Raw genomic sequence first — 15,369 nt, 5'->3', positions numbered from 1 at the left:
TCGCGTCATGATTGTTTTTCTGGAGTATGCGACAAACTGCCGATTTGAAAAGCCGAAACTTCGACGCTCACCCGACCCAGCCCATGCCTCAAGCAAGCGATTTACCAATCGACCACCAGCGCGGCAGCAATTGCCTGACCTTGCTCTCGCCAAAGCGGTCATCAATCAGCATCACCACGCCCTGATCCTGCTGCGTACGGATCACTCGCCCGGCAGCCTGTACCACTTTCTGCACGCCGGGATACAGGTAGGTGTAGTCATAGCCGGCACCGAAAATCGCGGCCATGCGCCGTTTCAGCTGCTCGTTGACCGGATTGAATTGCGCCAGTCCCAGGGTGGCGATGAACGCGCCGATCAGCCGCGCACCGGGCAAGTCGATGCCTTCGCCGAAGGCACCGCCCAGCACCGCAAAACCGATGCCTTCGCTACCTTCGGTGAACTGATCGAGAAATTGCTGGCGTTGCGCTTCTGCCATGCCCCGGGACTGCGACCACTGCCTGATCCCCGGATGTCGTTCGGCCAGCAACTGCGACACTTGCTGCAAATAATCAAAGCTGCTGAAAAACGCCAGGTAGTTGCCCGGTAGCTGGCTGAACTGGTTGGCGATCAACTCGACAATCGGCGCCACGGACGCCTGGCGGTGGACGAACCGCGTAGAGATCCGGCTGATGATCTGTACCTGCAATTGTTCCGCGTCAAATGGCGATTCGACGTCGATGCACACGGTGTTCGCCGGCGTGCCCAGCAGATCGGCGTAATAGTGACGCGGGCTGAGCGTCGCCGAGAACAGCACGGTGCTGCGTGCTGCCGTCAGGCGCGGCCCGATGAAGCCGGCAGGCACCACGTTGCGCAGGCACAGCTGCGAGCGCTGTCGTTTACGCTCAAGGTCGCGTTTGCTGATATCGAACAGGAAATGTTCGTCGAAGAGTTCAGCCACGCGAGTGAACTGCAACAAGTCGAAGTAAAAACCCTGGAGCGTGCTGTCCAGCCCCTGCAGGTGATCGTTGAGGTAGTCGCCGATGCTGGCACTGCAGGATGACATCGCCTGGAGCAGTTTTTCCGGGGGCCTGTCATAAGCCTGATAGGCGACCTGCTGCTGATCATGCAGGGCGTTCCATTCGCGATTGACCCGCTGGAGCGGTTTTTTCAACAGCTCGGGAGCGGTTTTTCGTACCGTGTCGAGGGTCGCCTGATCGAGGCTGGCGCTGTACATCTGGCGTGCGCGCTCCACCAGATTGTGGGCCTCGTCCACCAGCACCGCGACGTTCCACTGGTTGGCCTGGGCCAACCCGAACAGCAAGGCGCTGAAGTCGAAGTAATAGTTGTAATCGGCAACCACCACGTCGGCCCAACGGGCCATTTCCTGACTCAGGTAATACGGACATACCCCATGCGCCAGGGCGATCGTGCGCAATGCACGTTGATCCAACAGGTTCAGTTCACTGGCGGCCTGGCGCGCGCCCGGCAAGCGGTCATAGAAACCCTGGGCCAACGGGCAGGATTCGCCATGGCACGCCTTGTCCGGGTGCTCGCAGGCCTTGTCCCGGGCAATCATCTCCAGAACGCGCAAGGGCGGGGCATCGGACCGGTCAATGATGACCTGCGCCGCATCCAGGGCCAGTTTGCGCCCCGGGGTCTTCGCCGTGAGAAAGAACACCTTGTCCAGTTGCTGTGGCGCCAGGGCCTTGAGCATCGGGAACAGCGTGCCGACGGTCTTGCCAATACCCGTCGGCGCCTGGGCCATCAGGCAACGGCCGGTGCTGACGGCCTTGAACACCGATTCGGCGAGATGACGCTGACCCGGTCGAAAATCGGCATGGGGAAACGTCAGCGCCTGCGCCGCCCGGTTGCGCCCCGCGCGATGGGCCATTTCCCGCTCGGCCCAGAACAGGAACCGAGCGCAATGGTCTTCGAAGAATTGCTGCAGTTGCGGGGCGCTGAAAGCCTCGACCAGACAGGTTTCCTTTTCGCTGACGATGTCGAAATACACCAGCGCCAGGTTGATCTGTGCAAGCTCAAGTTTGCGGCACATCAGCCATCCGTAGATTTTCGCTTGAGCCCAGTGCAGTTGACGGTGATTGGTCGGCTGCTTGCTCAAGTCGCCGCGGTAGGTCTTGACTTCTTCCAGGCAGTTTTGCGCGGGATCGTAGCCATCCGCCCGACCTTTGACCTTCAGATTCTGATAGAAGCCTTCGAGCGCGACCTCGCTCTGATAACCCTCGCTACGCCGGGACGCCACCGTGCGATGGCCGACGATGCCTTCCATCGCGGTCGGCGACGGCGTGAAGCGCAGGTCGAGGTCGCCGACCTTGGCGGTGAATTCACACAGCGCCCGCACCGCGATGCTGTAGCTCAAGCGCCCTGCTCCGACCATTGCACATAGCACACGGCAATCGGCATGCAGTGCTCATGGCAGAACTCCAGCCAGCGCAGTTGGTTATCCTGCAGACGATCCCCCGGGCCTTTGACTTCGATCATGCGGTAGGTTTTTTGCTCAGGCCAGAACTGGATCAGGTCCGGCATGCCGGCGCGGTTGGCCTTGATGTCGAGCAACAGCCGGTTGAACCAGTGCTTGAGGTGTTCGGACGGCAAGCAATCCAGGGCTAGCTCCAGCAATTCGTCGCTCAGTACGTTCCAAAAGACGAAGGGCGATTGCACGCCCCATTTTTCGCGATAGCGCCTGCGAATGGTCGACAGATAACGACCGTCGTCCAGTTCCGCCAGGCAGGTTTTGAACAGATCGGCCCGTCGCTCATGGAAATCCTCGTTGAGCAAGTCCACCGGACCGCGCTGAAACGGGTGGAAAAAGGCTCCTGGCAGTGGCGCGAAAATGGCGGGCCAACACAGCAGGCCGAACAGCGAGTTGATCAGGCTGTTTTCGACGTAATGCACCGGCGCCGACGCTTGCGCCAGGTGCGCTTGAACGTAAAACTCCACCGGCATCTGCGGGTCGGTCCTGGGCAGCTGCAGCTCCAGGCGCACCATGTCCCGCGCGGACGGACGCTTCACGGATGGCCCGCCCAGCTTGCGCCGCAGTCGGGGCAACATGCGCAGCAATTGCTGTTGTTCGGCGGCACTTTGTGGCGATTGTTCAGCCTGGGTGGCGAGGTCCAGGGCCAGTTCATATTCTCCGCAGCGTTCCAGCACGCGGATCAACCGCTGGCGTGAGCCCGGATAGGCGCATTGGCGGTACAACGCCAGCGCCATGGAGAAGTCCGCCCTGCGTTCGCAGTGCTGGGCGATCTGGAACAGCAGCTTGTCACGACGCCTTTGCAGCCAGGAATTGCTCAGCGTCAGCCCGTTGATCTGCTCGACCACCTCGACCACCGCCTCTCCAGCCTCGAAGTGTTGTTGGTATTGATGAAGGAACATGCAGGCATCCACGTCCTCACGGCTGCGAAGCCCCCGGGAATCCGCGCAGAACTCGACTTTTTCGTAGGTAAAGATGCCCAGATCGGCCAACACGAATTCCGACCAGTCCTGATGAAGATTGCCAAAAAACATCAAGCGCAAGCGATCGCACAGGCCCATGATGGTCAAACTGAACAGGCGGTCGTTCAGCGACGGGCACCATTGAGCGAAGCTGCGCGACTCGGGAAATTGCTCGATCAGTGCGGGCAACCAATCGACTTTTTTGCCCTTGGGCTGCTCGATGGCGCTGCCCAGGCAATCAACGATTTCTGCCTTGAGCAACAGGTCGAACAGTTCCTCGACCGACAATGGCTGCTGTTCATCGACCCAACCCAGTGCCACAAGCGGTTCGGCTGCGCTGGCGATGTCACCGATTTCAACGTAATGCAGTTTGCTGCACCTGAAATGAATGCCCTTGCGCATCACCATCCTGACCAGCAATGCCCGGGATTCACGGGGCAAGACATTGAACGCGCCGATGAACCGTTGCTCCTCGACGCTCAACACATCGGCATAGCGATGCTCAAGCCAATCAAGCACTTGCATGAAGTTGTTCAAGTAATAGAACGGATCGTCGAGGGGGTTTGCGGTCACGGGAAAATGGGCCATGGCGAGCGAGTACTGGTTATGCGTACAGATACCAGCAACCCCCCGCCCGGTGCAATCGGAAAAGGATGGGCGGAGGCGTTGTCAGGGAATTTTTTCCGCCGCGTCGAACTTTCTGCCGATCCGTGGCACCAACCGCGATAGAGATGCTGTCGAGCGCGACAGTCGCTGCGTTTTTTTGAAGTGTTAGAGGTGAATATGAACATCAAGACTCTGGGTTTTCCCTTGGCGGCAGCGGCTTTCATGATGCTGACCGGGTGCTCCACGCCAACGGTGGTCACCCTGCACAATGGCACCCAGTATTTGACCAAAGACATGCCGAAAACCAAGACCAAGGACGGCTTCTTCGAATTCGAGGATATTTCCGGGGCGAAGGTCAAGGTCAAGGCTGATGAAGTGACCACGATTCGCCAGGAAGACTAGCGTCCGCGTTATCGCTCTTCGCGACCAGGCTCGCTCCCACAAGGATCACACGCCCCCTGTGAGAACGAGCCTGATCGCGAAGGGCCTGTCAGGCGATCACAATCCCCGCACCCGACAAACTCTCCAGCCCCACCCCGACCAACGTCACCGAATCATTGCCGAAGCTCAACACCGTATCCTGCCCCACCACCGAGGCATGGGCCCGGAAGTCGTCATTCGGCGTCACGCCCTGCACCCCGAGGAACACCAGTTTGTCGTTGGTCTCATAGCCCAGCACCCGGTCGTGGCCGAATGTGCCGCTGAACAGGAACGTGTCGATCCCGCCCCCCGACTCCAGCAGGTCGTTACCGGCCCCGCCGACCAACACGTCGTTGCCCTTGCCACCGATCAGATGATCGTTGCCATCGAGGCCGAACAACCAATCGCCGACCGCTTGTGCCTTAAGCGTATCGTTGCCCGCGCTTCCCTTTGCCGACGACGCGTACTGTGTCAGCTGGTTGCCGGCCGCCAGACCGTTGGCGGTGACGCTGTGGGCCACCTCATGCTTGAACAGCCCCCATAGAAAGCCCGGTTCCTTGCTGACGATGCTGCCGATGTCACGGGTGATGCTGATGCCGCCATTGGCATCGCGGATGTACAGGTTGCCGGCTCCGTCGTTGGCGAAGTCGAAATTGTTCAGCGACTGCTGCAAGTCGAGCACGTTGTAGCCCTTGCCGCCCCACAGGATGTTGTAGCCACCGGCATCGCGAAAGGTGTCGTTGCCATCGCGGCCTTCCAGATAGTCATTACCCTTGCCGCCCTGAATCAGGTCGTTGCCGTCGCTGCCGATGATGAAGGTACTGCCCTTGTGGGCCTCGGCATTGCGGTTCAGGTCCTGGACCCAGGTATTGGCTCGCGCAGGGTCCGACAGATTGGCGACGATGATGGTCGAGTCTTTGCGGGTGAGGTCATAGAACCCGGACTCCAGTACCCGCGTCATGCCATCGCCGTAACCGGTCGGCAGGTGGGAAATCCAGGTCGGGATGTTGAGGATGGAAAACGGCAAAAGATTCCAGGCGGTCGACGCGTAGTGGTCATTGAAGCTGACGATGTTGTTGGTGGCCGAGGCTTGATCGGCATCGTGCACGCCGACCGAGGCCAGGTTGAACGTCGAGCCATCCAGGGCACGGAACACCGGATCGTTTTCATAGCCCACGTTCAGCACCTTGTCGCTGCTGCCTTGAGTCGGCGAGGCATAGGCGATGTAGTTGGACTCCTGGAAGAAACCACCCCACTTTTCACCGCTCAAATCCGCCAGGCTGTTGACCGCCAACCCGCCGAGGCTGTGGCCGCTGACCAGCACGTCCTTGCCGGACAGCCCGTTGGCCCGGGCAAACGCCGCGACGTCAGCGAACAATTGGCCGAACGCTTCGCCCGCGTAGTTTTTCGCATAGTCCTGTGGCCCCAGTGCCGCCAACAGGTCGTTGATGACATCACCGATGGAGTCGCTGATCTGGCTCTCACGAGGACCACTGGTGCCGCGAAAGGCGACGCCGATTTCCGTGAGATGCCCCTGAGCATCGTACTTGCCGAGGATTTCCACCTGAGCGCTGGTATAGCCAGCCTTTTCGCCGAAGAAAGTCCCCCGTGCATCGACTTTGCCGTCATAGCCCAGCTGTGCGGCGGTGATGGGGGTCCAGCCGGCTTTCTGTACCGCGTCCAGGGCGGCTTTTTCCGAATCGGGATTCCAGGGAATACCGGGAATCACACCTTGCGAATCACTGCCGCCGATCAGCGCCGTCACCAGCGTTGCCGGCAGGCCCACACCGAAACCGTTGTGCTGGTAACCGGTGGCAAAGCCGTTGTCGAGGTTGTGGTAGGAATACAGCGTGATTGCCATTGCGTCGCTGAACAACGCTTTGGCATCTGCTGTACTCAGGTTCTTGTAGTCGTACACACCCATGGGTATTGCCTCTCTCTCTTTGTTGGAATTGTCAGAGATAGCTCACAGCCGGGACACCTTGATCACGAGGCGCCCCGGAGCCTCCATTGCTGTTACAAAAACTGTTACGCAAACACGAAACCGGTAGTCGACAGGTTATCCAGGCCTACGCCGACCAGCGTTACGGAAAAATCGCCAATCTTGAGCACCGTGTCTTGACCGGCCTGGGAAGCATACTGTCGGTAGTCATAGCCCTGCCCGGCGCCTTCAACGCCCATGAACACCAGGGTGTCGCTGCCTTGGTAGCCATTGATCGCATCGAACCCGAAGGCGCCGCTGAACAGGAAGGTATTGCTGCCGCCCCCGATGGAATGCATCACGTCGTTGCCGGCGCCGCCAACGAAGGTCACGTGGCCCTTGTCGCTGCGCAACAGGTCATCGCCACCGTTGCCGAACAGCCAGTCGCCCTCGACCCCGGCCAGCAGTGTATTGCCGTGGGCATCACCGTTTTGCGAATGGCTGTAGCGGGTCAATTCGGAGCCGTTGAGCAGGCCGTTATCGGTCACGCTCCAGGTGACTTTTTTGGAACTCCACCATGATCCGGATTCCTGGCTCACCAGTGCGCCGATGTCCCGGGTCAGGCTGATGCCGCCATAGGCATCACGCACGAACAGCGTGCCATCGCCATCGTTGGCGATGCTGAAGTTCTGCAGCGGCTTGAGCAGTTCGAAGGTGTTGTCGCCCTTGCCGCCCAGCAGCAGGTTGAAACCGCCGTCGTCACGGAAACGGTCGTCGCCATCACGGCCTTCGATGAAGTCATTGCCGGCACCGCCCTTGAGCAAGTCGTTGCTGTCGGTGCCGATGATGAAGGTGCTGCCCATGTGCGGCTCGCCACTGCGCCCCAAGTCTTCGACCCAGGTGGTGCCGCGGGACGCCGCCGACAGGTTGGAGACGATCAGGGTCGAGTCCTTCCCGGTCAGGTCATAGAAGGCCGAATCGATCACCCGGTTCAGTCCGTCGGCATAGCCCAGTGAGCCATGGGCGCTCCAGCTCAGCGGGTTGAGGATGCTGAAGGGCACCAGGTTTTGTGCGGTGGAGGCGTAATGATCGTTGAAGTTGACGATGTTGTTGGTGGCCGAGGGTTGATGAGCGTCATGCTTGCCCAGTGAACCACTGCTGAAGGTGGTGCCATCGAGCACACGGAACACCGGATCGTTTTCGTAACCGACGTTGAGCACATTGCCACCGGTGGCGCTTTGCGTCGGCGAGGCGAAGGCGATGTAGTTGGCATCCTTGAAGAAACCGCCCCAGTTGTTGCCACTCAACTGCGCCAGGCTGTTGACCCCCAGCCCGCCAAGGCTATGCCCGCTGACCAACACATCCCTGGCGCTCAGGCCTTGGGCGATGGCGAATGCCGCGACGCTCTTGAGCAGGCTGTCAAAAGCGTTTTTCGCGTAGTTGCTCGCGTAGTCCACCGGGCCGACTGCCGCCAGCAGGTTGTTTTTCATGTCGCCGAAGGTGTCGCTGTAGCCAAGGCCGCCGGTGCCACGAAAGGCGATGCCCAGGCCGATCAGGCTCCCCGTCCCGTCGTACTTACCGAGGATTTCGGCTTCGGCGCTGGTGAAGCCATCCTTCTCGCCAAAGAAGGTACCCTGGGCGCCAACCTTGCCCTGATAGCCCAGCGTCGTAGCGCTTATCGGTGCCCACCCACCGGCCGGCAATGGCTGGCCGGTGGGTGTGTAGGCATAGAGCGTCAAGGCGATGGCATCGCTGTACAACGCTTTGCCGGCCTCGCTGCCGGCGTTTTTGTAATCAAACAGTCCCATCTTCTTGCTTCCTTTGCGTCAAATCAGAACTGCCAGTCCAGGGTCAGGCCCACACCATGGTCTTTTTCCCGGGGGCCGAGCAGTCCGTTGCAATCCAGGTTCAATCGGGTATCGCGTCCCAGCGCCCATCCGGCGCGGGCACCCACCACCGCGGCATTACGGTCCATGGACACGGCTGCCCCCCGGGCCCTGGCCAAAAGCCTCATCCACCCTGGCCAGATCCTGCTCACTCAAGGTCCCGGCGTAGTAATGCAATTTGGTCCAGGCCATCAGATAGTCGTAGCGGGACTGGGCCAGGTCGCGGCGGGTGGTGAAGAGTTGTTGCTCGGCATTCAGCGCATCGAGGTTGACCCGTTCGCCGCCGAGGATGCTTTGCCGGGTCGACACCACCAATGCTTCAGCGGAGACCAGCGCTTTTTGATAGGCGCGCAGTTTGCTCACACCTGACAGGCAGGCGCTGTACTGCCGACGTAGCTGGATCAGGGTCTCTCGGGTCTTGCCATCCAGTTCATACTCGGCCTGCTCCATCGCGCGACTGGCCTGGCGGGTCGAGGCTGACACGCCACCGCCGGCGTACAGCGGCACATTGATTTCGATGCCAATGGTGTTGGTGTCGTAGCGCTGGTTGTAGGTGTTGCCACTTTCCGATTCGTTCTGGCGCACCGTGGCGTAAGCGCTGACCTTGGGCAGATGCCCGGCCCGATTACGTTCGACTTCATAACGCGCCACTTCCAGCGCCTGGCGTTGGGAAGCCAGGCTCGGGTTGTTGGCCACGGCCATTTCATGCCAGGTGTCGTAATTGGCCGGTTGCAGGGTGAACGTCTGGAAGTGTTGATCCAGCGGGGCCAGATCGGTGATGTCGATGGCCGGCACGCCGATCAGCGCACCGAGTTCACGCAGGGACGCATCCTGTTCGTTGCGCGCCTCGATTTCCTCGGCGGTGGCCAGTTCATAGCGCGATTCGGCTTCGAGAATGTCGGTGCGTGTGCCTTCGCCCTGGCGAAACAGTTGCTCGTTTTGCCGGAACTGTTGCTCGAACGCTTTTTTCCTGGCCTGGGCGATGTCGATCTGGTCTTGGGCAAACAAGGCCTTGGTGTAGTTTTCCAGCACCCGCACCAGCAACTCCTGGCTCTTGCCGCGAAAGTTTTCGTCGGCGAACAACGCCTGCGCAACGCCCTTGCGATAAGCCGCGTAGGCCTCGTAGTCGAGCAACGGCTGTTGCAGGGTCAGGCTGGAGCCGTAACTGCTGTAGTTGCGGTCATCGCTCTGGTGTTGCCTGCGCTCGTCGAGGTAAGTGACCTTGGAACTGTTGCGGCCCTTGTTGTAGTTGTAACCCAGTCTTGGCAGCAGCCCGGCGCGACCAATGGCGCGGTTCTCAAGGCCTGCATCACGTTCCTTGATGGCCCCGAGGAAGACCGGATCATTGCGTAATGCCTGTTCATAAATGTCGAACGGTCCCAGAGCCGCCACGGCCGGGTTGCCCGCGAACAGCATCAACGCCGCGCCGAGCATCGAAAGCTTTTTCATACAGCCGAACATCCTTATTCCTCGGTCAACGCAGAGCCGGCCCGGTCGAGCAGCGGTTTGAACAAATAGTTGAGGAGCGAGCGTTCACCGGTGCGCACGAACATTTCCGCCGGCATGCCGGGCTTGATCACCAGGCCGTTGAGCTTTTCCATGGCCTGGTCGCTGACATTGCTGCGCAGCACGTAGTACGGTGCGCCGGTTTTCTCGTCGACCATCTGGTCGGCGGACACCAGGCTGACTTCGCCCGGCACACGCGGGGTGCGGCTCTGGTTGAACGCGGTGAACAGAATGTCCACCGGCAGGTGCGGGCCGACCTTGTCGATGAGGTTGACCGGCAGGCGCCCTTCCACTTCCAGGCGTGTGTCCTGCGGCACGATCTCCAGCAGGTTCTCGCCCTGTCGCACCACCGCGCCTACGGTGTGCACAGTCAGGTTCACCGCAATGCCATCCGCCGTGGCGATGATCTCGCTGTGCTGCAGGTCGAATCCGGCGGAGGTCAACTGTTCTTCCAGCGTCACGCTTTTGAGCTGGGCATCGGCCAGTTGGCTGCGCACTTCTTTCTGGTATTCCTCGATGTGCTGTTGCAGCTTCAAGCGCGATTCGACAATGCCCTGCTCCACCTGACCGCTTTCGCCGAGGTTTTGCGCCAACTGTTGCTGGACTTGCGACAGCTGCCGCTGATATTCCAGCAATCGGTTGCGCGGGATGTAGCCGTTTTGCGCCAGTGGCGTCAGATTGCTCAGCTGCTGTTGCAGGGAGTCGGCCTGAGCGCGCAAGTCGATGCGGGCACGGCGCATGCCGGCCAGCTGCGCACCGGCGCCTTCGATGCTGGCGCGCAAGGCGGCCTGCTCGCGGGCAAAGGCATCACGGCGGCTGCTGAACAGCTGGCGCTGGCCTTCGAGCACCAATGCCAGACGCGGGTCGGGATCATTGCTCAGCCCGGCAGGGAAATTCACCTGCTTGAGGTTGTCCCGCTCGCTTTGCCAACGGGCGAGACTCGCCCAGGCCATGCGGTACTGCGCCTGCAACGACTGCACATCTGCGGCGACCTGGGTCTGGTCGAGCTGGAACAGCGGCTGGCCCTGTTTCACCGACTGACCTTCGCGTACCAGAATCTGGCTGACCACGCCGCTACTCATCGACTGCACGGCCTTGCGCTTGCCCGAAACCACCACCGTTCCCTGTACCGGTATGCCCTGATCGAGGGGCGCGAGGCTGGCCCAGGCAAAGAAACTGCCGGCGCCGACGATCGCCAATACCCAGCCCAGGCGGACAAAGTAACGCGCATCGTGTTCAGGGCGTTTGGCCAGGTAGTCTTGCTCCATCGCCGCTTCGTTCTGCGGGTTCATCCGTGTGCTGCTCATGCGCCGGAACTCCTTGTCGTCGGCTGAGACTGCCAGCTCATGCTGAGCCCGCCCGGCGCTTGCACGGGTCTTTCCTGCTGGGTTTGCTGAGCCCCCGAGAGTGCCTTGAGTACCTCCTGGCTCGCACCGAACGCCTGCAAACGCCCGTCGTTGAGCACCAGCAACTTGTCGGCCTGGGCCAGCACGGAGGAACGATGGGTCACCAGGATCACGCTGGTGCCTTGGGCCTTCAGCTGCGCAATCGCGCCGGCCAACGCCGCTTCGCCCTGGGTGTCGAGGTTGGAATTCGGTTCATCCAGCACCACCAGGCTCGGCTGGCCGTAGAGCGCACGCGCCAGGGCCACCCGTTGTTTCTGCCCGCCGGACAGGCCACTGCCGTCTTCGCCCAGCACGGTGTCGTACCCTTGCGGCAGGCGCAGGATCAGTTCGTGAACCCCGGCCTGCTGCGCAGCGGCCACGACTTTTTCCGGGTCGGCCTCGCGGAACCGCGCAATGTTTTGCGCGATGCTGCCGCTGAACAACTCGATATCCTGTGGCAGGTAGCCGATGTAAGGCCCGAGGTCGTCGCGGTTCCACCGGTGGATGTCCGCACCGTCGAGCCGCACCGTTCCGCCGAGGGTCGGCCAGACGCCCACCAATACCCGTGCCAGCGTCGATTTACCGGAACCGGAAGCCCCCAGCACCCCCATTACCTCACCCGCAGCCAGGTGGAAACTGACCAGATGCAGCGTCGCCGCCCGTTGCCCCGGTGGCCCCGCGCTGACCTGTTCAAAAATGATCCGGCCCTTCGGCGCTGGCAGCGCCATGGCCTCTACGCCCGAGGGAAAGGCTTGCAGCAAGGCATCGAGACGGCGGTAAGCGAGCTTGGCGCCGCTCCACTGCTTCCACACGGCGATCAACTGATCGATAGGGCTCAGCACGCGACCCATCAGGATCGAACCGGCAATCATCATCCCGGCGGTCATGTCGCCCCTGATGACCAGAAAGGCGCCAAGGCCCAGTACCAGCGATTGAAGGCACAGGCGCAGGGTTTTGCTCAAGGAACTGATAACGGCGCCGATGTCGCTCGCCTGGTTCTGCAAGCCGAGGAAGCGTGAATGCACCTGAAACCAACGATTGCGCAGCACCCCCAACATACCCATGGCCTGAATAGTCTCGGCGTTGTGCAAGTGACTGGTGGCCAGTTGGCTGGATTGCTGAGAACACGCGGCAGCTTCGGCCAACGGCTGTTTGGTCATGGACTCATTCAGCCAGGCCAGTGCAATCAGCAACAAAGCCCCCGCCGTGGCAAAAACGCCGAGCCAGACGTTGAATAGATAAATCACCAGCAGGTACACCGGAAACCACGGCGCATCGAAGAACGCGAACAATGCCGGGCCGGTGACAAACTGACGAATATGCGTCAGATCGCCCAGTGCCTGTCCGGCGTTGCCTTCGCCCTTGAACAGGTTGCGCTCGAAAGCCGCTTGATACACCCGCAGGTTGAACCGTCGCTCCAACTGACTGCCGATACGGATAACGATGAAACTGCGAACCGCCTCCAGCAAACCGATAAAGGCAAAGAACCCGACAATCATCAGCGACAACATGACCAACGTCGTTTCATTCTGCGAGGACAGTACCCGGTCATAGACTTGCAGCATATAAATGGAGGGCGCCAACATCAGAATATTGATCAGGGCGGTAAAACAGCCGACGCTGATCAAGAGGCTCTTATAGTCCCCCAGTGCTTTTATTAATGGTGCGGTGACCGGGGCCTTCGCCATCTTCATGGATTATTCCTGAGCTGATATCCATTGCCACGTCTGGACGAAGTTCCAATGAACTGTCCATGCGCGGTCGATACATTATTTTTCCGGTGATCGTTTGCAACTAACAAGCAATGTTCAGTGATGCATGAGTGTCGAGGACTGCTTTGTAACTAATGCACTGCCCGCTCGAAAGTAATGCGCTGGCCTGACGGCAACGTGCCTTGATAGAGCCCTTCCTGCCGGCGGCTGAAGAACAGGATCTTCGAGCCTTCCTTGCCGGTGATTGCAATACCGTCCGGTTCGGTGAACCAGCCGATTGCCTGCTCGCCCACCCAGGCGCTGAAGCAGTCCGCGCCAGCGCCGAGCGTCTGGGTGGGTTGCAGGTCGATCAGGCATTGAGTCGACGCAACTCGCGCGGTATCCAACGTGGCCAGCCACTGGCCGGCCAACTCCGAGGGATCCGCCAGTTTAAGTATGTTTGCCATGGTTGCCTCTCCAGAAATAATCATTAGCACTGCCATTAGCCACGTGCTTGCCTTGCGGGAAAAGGCGCTGTGCGTCATGGTTTTTTGTACTCCGGGCCGCGACCCTGTCCAGGGTGAGAGAGCGGCGCATCGAGCGCCGCCCTCCTTGTTCACCTCACATCAAGCCACAATGTCCGAATACGCTGCCTGGCCCACGGTGCTGACCAGGAAATCAGCCACGCCATGCCCGGAGAAGTCGATCGACAACAGACTGTTGCCGCCCGACGTGCTGAGCACCGCATCACCCACCGCCCCGGTGAAAGCACTGACAAAATGCAGCCCCGCACCGTTGGTGATGCCGGTCAGGTCGATCTTGTCCAGACCGCTGACAAAGTCGAGGATCTGGTCGACCGCGCCAGGCCTGGAGTCACTGCTGGCTGCAAATACAAAGGTGTCGGAGCCGGTGCCGCCCCACAGTTTGTCAGCACTGCCAGCGCCAAAAAGGATGTCGTTGCCGGCACCGCCCTTCAGCTCATTGGACAGGTTATTACCGATCAGCAAGTCGCTGCCCGAACCACCGATGGCGTTCTCGACGTCGACACCCTTGGCGATGGAGACGTTGCCCACCAGGCCGCCAACGTCGGAGAAGGACGCTTCATTGAGGTTGATCTTCTGGTTCTGGGTAAACCCGGAGAAGTCCAGGGTGTCCTTGCCGCCGGCGTCCCACACCGAAAACACCACTTTGTCAGCCGACGAAGACGCGCTCAGGAAGTCACGGCCGGCGTTGGAATTGAATCCATAGGTGGTGTCGCCGGTGCGGGTCGTGGTGTTGGCGCCGTAGAGTTGCTGAATGGCGGCGATATCGTCCATCAGCGGGCCGGACGAATAGGCTTCGACACCGCCCTTGCTGAAGTTCTGGCTGGTGTTGCTTTCACTCCAGTAACTCATGACGCTGTAACCGCGGGTGTCTTGCCCGTAGGAGGCGTCATTGTAGGTTGGCGCCCCCTCGCCCGCGTTGTAGTCGCCGGGGTGAGCCAGGCCCAGGGAGTGGCCGATTTCGTGGGTCAGGGTTTGCCGGCCATAGTTGTTCAGCTCCGGCGTCTTGTTCGGCGTGTAGCTGCTGTTGATCAGGTACCAGGATGTCCCGTCGTAACCGGCGCCGGTACCAGGCAGGTAGGCAAACGCCGCCGCGCCGTCCTGGCCGCCGCTGTAATTGCCGAAGGTCATGTGGCCGTCACCGCCACTGGCTTTCTCGGTGAAGGTGACCCTGGCCACATCGGCCCAGGATTGCATGGCGAGCATGGCCTGGGCTTTCTGTTGTGCGCTGAACGGACTGAAACCGGTGATCCCGTGCTTGTACATCGTGCTCGAGGATGCCGACGTCAGGAAGGTATAGGTCAGTTCGATCTTGCCGCTACCGTCCTTGTCCTGATAGGCAGCGCCGTCGCGCAGCAATTGGTCGGCGGCCTGGTCGACGGAGAACGAGGGCTTGCCATTGACCGAGAGGTTGCCGCCCCGATCATACTGATGGCTGAAGCTATTGACCTGATTGAATGCAGAACTGCCTGCCGCCAATGCTGACAACGGCAAAAACGCCTGTTCGGCGGTATCAATAGCGTGGTCTTTTACTTTCGACATAAACACACTTCCTTGTTTAGCTATGGAACAATTTTTGTCTGATAGCGACAATCCCTGGCGAGATCATCCTATCACTCGCCCATTGAAGGCGAATGAAAACTGACACAATCTGAAATCTAACGTCCACTACTTTTTTGGCATCAAATTTAGTGTGTTTTGGGAAGTGCCCGGAAACATTAGGGACGATAAGAAAGTCCGGTATTAAAAAATATTGAGAGCGCGTTATTGTCGGACAATCGACAATTTAATTATTAAATAAAGATAAGTTATTCGAGGTACGAAACGTCTGACTATTGATGTTTAAGCTGATGAATTAATCACCCTTAATACCGACCTGTGTTCTTCGCGAGCAGGCTCGTTCCCACAGGATATGCGCCACCTTGTCCAGCCCTGGCCAAGCGACGCTATCGCTCCTGCGATCCCTCTGCGATGTGGCAG

General features: G+C 60.0%; 11 protein-coding genes. 1 reads left to right on the top strand and 10 read right to left on the bottom strand.

Translation table 11 applies throughout. The features are described 5' to 3' along the window. Positions 1-88: 88 nt before the first annotated feature. Both AC07ZE_RS14670 and AC07ZE_RS14665 read right to left on the bottom strand, forming a co-directional pair. The gene (locus AC07ZE_RS14670) at positions 89-2,356 is read right to left on the bottom strand and encodes an ATP-dependent DNA helicase (RefSeq protein WP_207265437.1); all 2,268 of its coding nucleotides are present in this window, start codon (positions 2,354-2,356) and stop codon (positions 89-91) included. Next, positions 2,353-4,020, bottom strand: a complete 1,668-nt coding sequence (locus AC07ZE_RS14665) for a VRR-NUC domain-containing protein (RefSeq protein WP_207265436.1) — start codon at positions 4,018-4,020, stop codon at positions 2,353-2,355. The genes AC07ZE_RS14670 and AC07ZE_RS14665 overlap by 4 nt, the downstream gene beginning before the upstream one ends. 195 nt (positions 4,021-4,215) lie before the next feature. On the opposite strand from AC07ZE_RS14665, the gene AC07ZE_RS14660 reads away from it, so the two are divergent. Then, entirely contained in the window at positions 4,216-4,440 is a 225-nt protein-coding gene (locus AC07ZE_RS14660; RefSeq protein ID WP_207265435.1) for a YgdI/YgdR family lipoprotein, read from the top strand. Between the two features lie 88 nt (positions 4,441-4,528). On the opposite strand, the gene AC07ZE_RS14655 is transcribed toward AC07ZE_RS14660, so the two are convergent. From AC07ZE_RS14655 to AC07ZE_RS14620, 8 genes are all read right to left on the bottom strand, one after another. Continuing rightward, positions 4,529-6,382: a polyurethane esterase gene (locus AC07ZE_RS14655; RefSeq protein ID WP_207265434.1), complete on the bottom strand. Its 1,854-nt coding sequence runs from the start codon at positions 6,380-6,382 to the stop codon at positions 4,529-4,531. A gap of 104 nt (positions 6,383-6,486) precedes the next feature. Next, complete coding sequence (locus tag AC07ZE_RS14650) at positions 6,487-8,187, bottom strand: polyurethane esterase (RefSeq protein ID WP_207265433.1); 1,701 nt, start codon at positions 8,185-8,187, stop codon at positions 6,487-6,489. Between the two features lie 23 nt (positions 8,188-8,210). After that, the gene (locus AC07ZE_RS14645; RefSeq protein ID WP_207265432.1) at positions 8,211-8,354 is read right to left on the bottom strand and encodes a hypothetical protein; all 144 of its coding nucleotides are present in this window, start codon (positions 8,352-8,354) and stop codon (positions 8,211-8,213) included. Further along, positions 8,344-9,726, bottom strand: a complete 1,383-nt coding sequence (locus AC07ZE_RS14640; RefSeq protein ID WP_207265431.1) for a TolC family outer membrane protein — start codon at positions 9,724-9,726, stop codon at positions 8,344-8,346. Before AC07ZE_RS14640 ends, AC07ZE_RS14645 begins: the two co-directional genes overlap by 11 nt. 2 nt (positions 9,727-9,728) lie before the next feature. Beyond that, positions 9,729-11,078 (bottom strand): HlyD family type I secretion periplasmic adaptor subunit, encoded by a 1,350-nt coding sequence (locus AC07ZE_RS14635; RefSeq protein ID WP_207265430.1) that lies wholly within the window; start codon positions 11,076-11,078, stop codon positions 9,729-9,731. Beyond that, positions 11,075-12,850: a type I secretion system permease/ATPase gene (locus AC07ZE_RS14630; RefSeq protein WP_207265429.1), complete on the bottom strand. Its 1,776-nt coding sequence runs from the start codon at positions 12,848-12,850 to the stop codon at positions 11,075-11,077. Before AC07ZE_RS14630 ends, AC07ZE_RS14635 begins: the two co-directional genes overlap by 4 nt. 149 nt (positions 12,851-12,999) lie before the next feature. Continuing rightward, complete coding sequence (locus AC07ZE_RS14625) at positions 13,000-13,392, bottom strand: AprI/Inh family metalloprotease inhibitor (protein WP_207265428.1); 393 nt, start codon at positions 13,390-13,392, stop codon at positions 13,000-13,002. Between the two features lie 81 nt (positions 13,393-13,473). Continuing rightward, entirely contained in the window at positions 13,474-14,931 is a 1,458-nt protein-coding gene (locus AC07ZE_RS14620; protein WP_207265427.1) for a serralysin family metalloprotease, read from the bottom strand. Positions 14,932-15,369: the final 438 nt, after the last annotated feature.

It is taken from the genome of Pseudomonas sp. GW101-3H06 (assembly GCF_059424605.1).
This window is presented reverse-complemented; position numbering and strand designations above follow the sequence as displayed.

Coding starts and splice junctions, on each gene's coding strand:
- AC07ZE_RS14665 (WP_207265436.1), bottom strand. CDS start 4,020: ATGGCCCATTTTCCCGTGACCGCAAACCCCCTCGACGATCCGTTCTAT.
- AC07ZE_RS14660 (WP_207265435.1), top strand. CDS start 4,216: ATGAACATCAAGACTCTGGGTTTTCCCTTGGCGGCAGCGGCTTTCATG.
- AC07ZE_RS14655 (WP_207265434.1), bottom strand. CDS start 6,382: ATGGGTGTGTACGACTACAAGAACCTGAGTACAGCAGATGCCAAAGCG.
- AC07ZE_RS14650 (WP_207265433.1), bottom strand. CDS start 8,187: ATGGGACTGTTTGATTACAAAAACGCCGGCAGCGAGGCCGGCAAAGCG.
- AC07ZE_RS14645 (WP_207265432.1), bottom strand. CDS start 8,354: ATGGACCGTAATGCCGCGGTGGTGGGTGCCCGCGCCGGATGGGCGCTG.
- AC07ZE_RS14640 (WP_207265431.1), bottom strand. CDS start 9,726: ATGTTCGGCTGTATGAAAAAGCTTTCGATGCTCGGCGCGGCGTTGATG.
- AC07ZE_RS14635 (WP_207265430.1), bottom strand. CDS start 11,078: ATGAGCAGCACACGGATGAACCCGCAGAACGAAGCGGCGATGGAGCAA.
- AC07ZE_RS14630 (WP_207265429.1), bottom strand. CDS start 12,850: ATGAAGATGGCGAAGGCCCCGGTCACCGCACCATTAATAAAAGCACTG.
- AC07ZE_RS14625 (WP_207265428.1), bottom strand. CDS start 13,392: ATGACGCACAGCGCCTTTTCCCGCAAGGCAAGCACGTGGCTAATGGCA.
- AC07ZE_RS14620 (WP_207265427.1), bottom strand. CDS start 14,931: ATGTCGAAAGTAAAAGACCACGCTATTGATACCGCCGAACAGGCGTTT.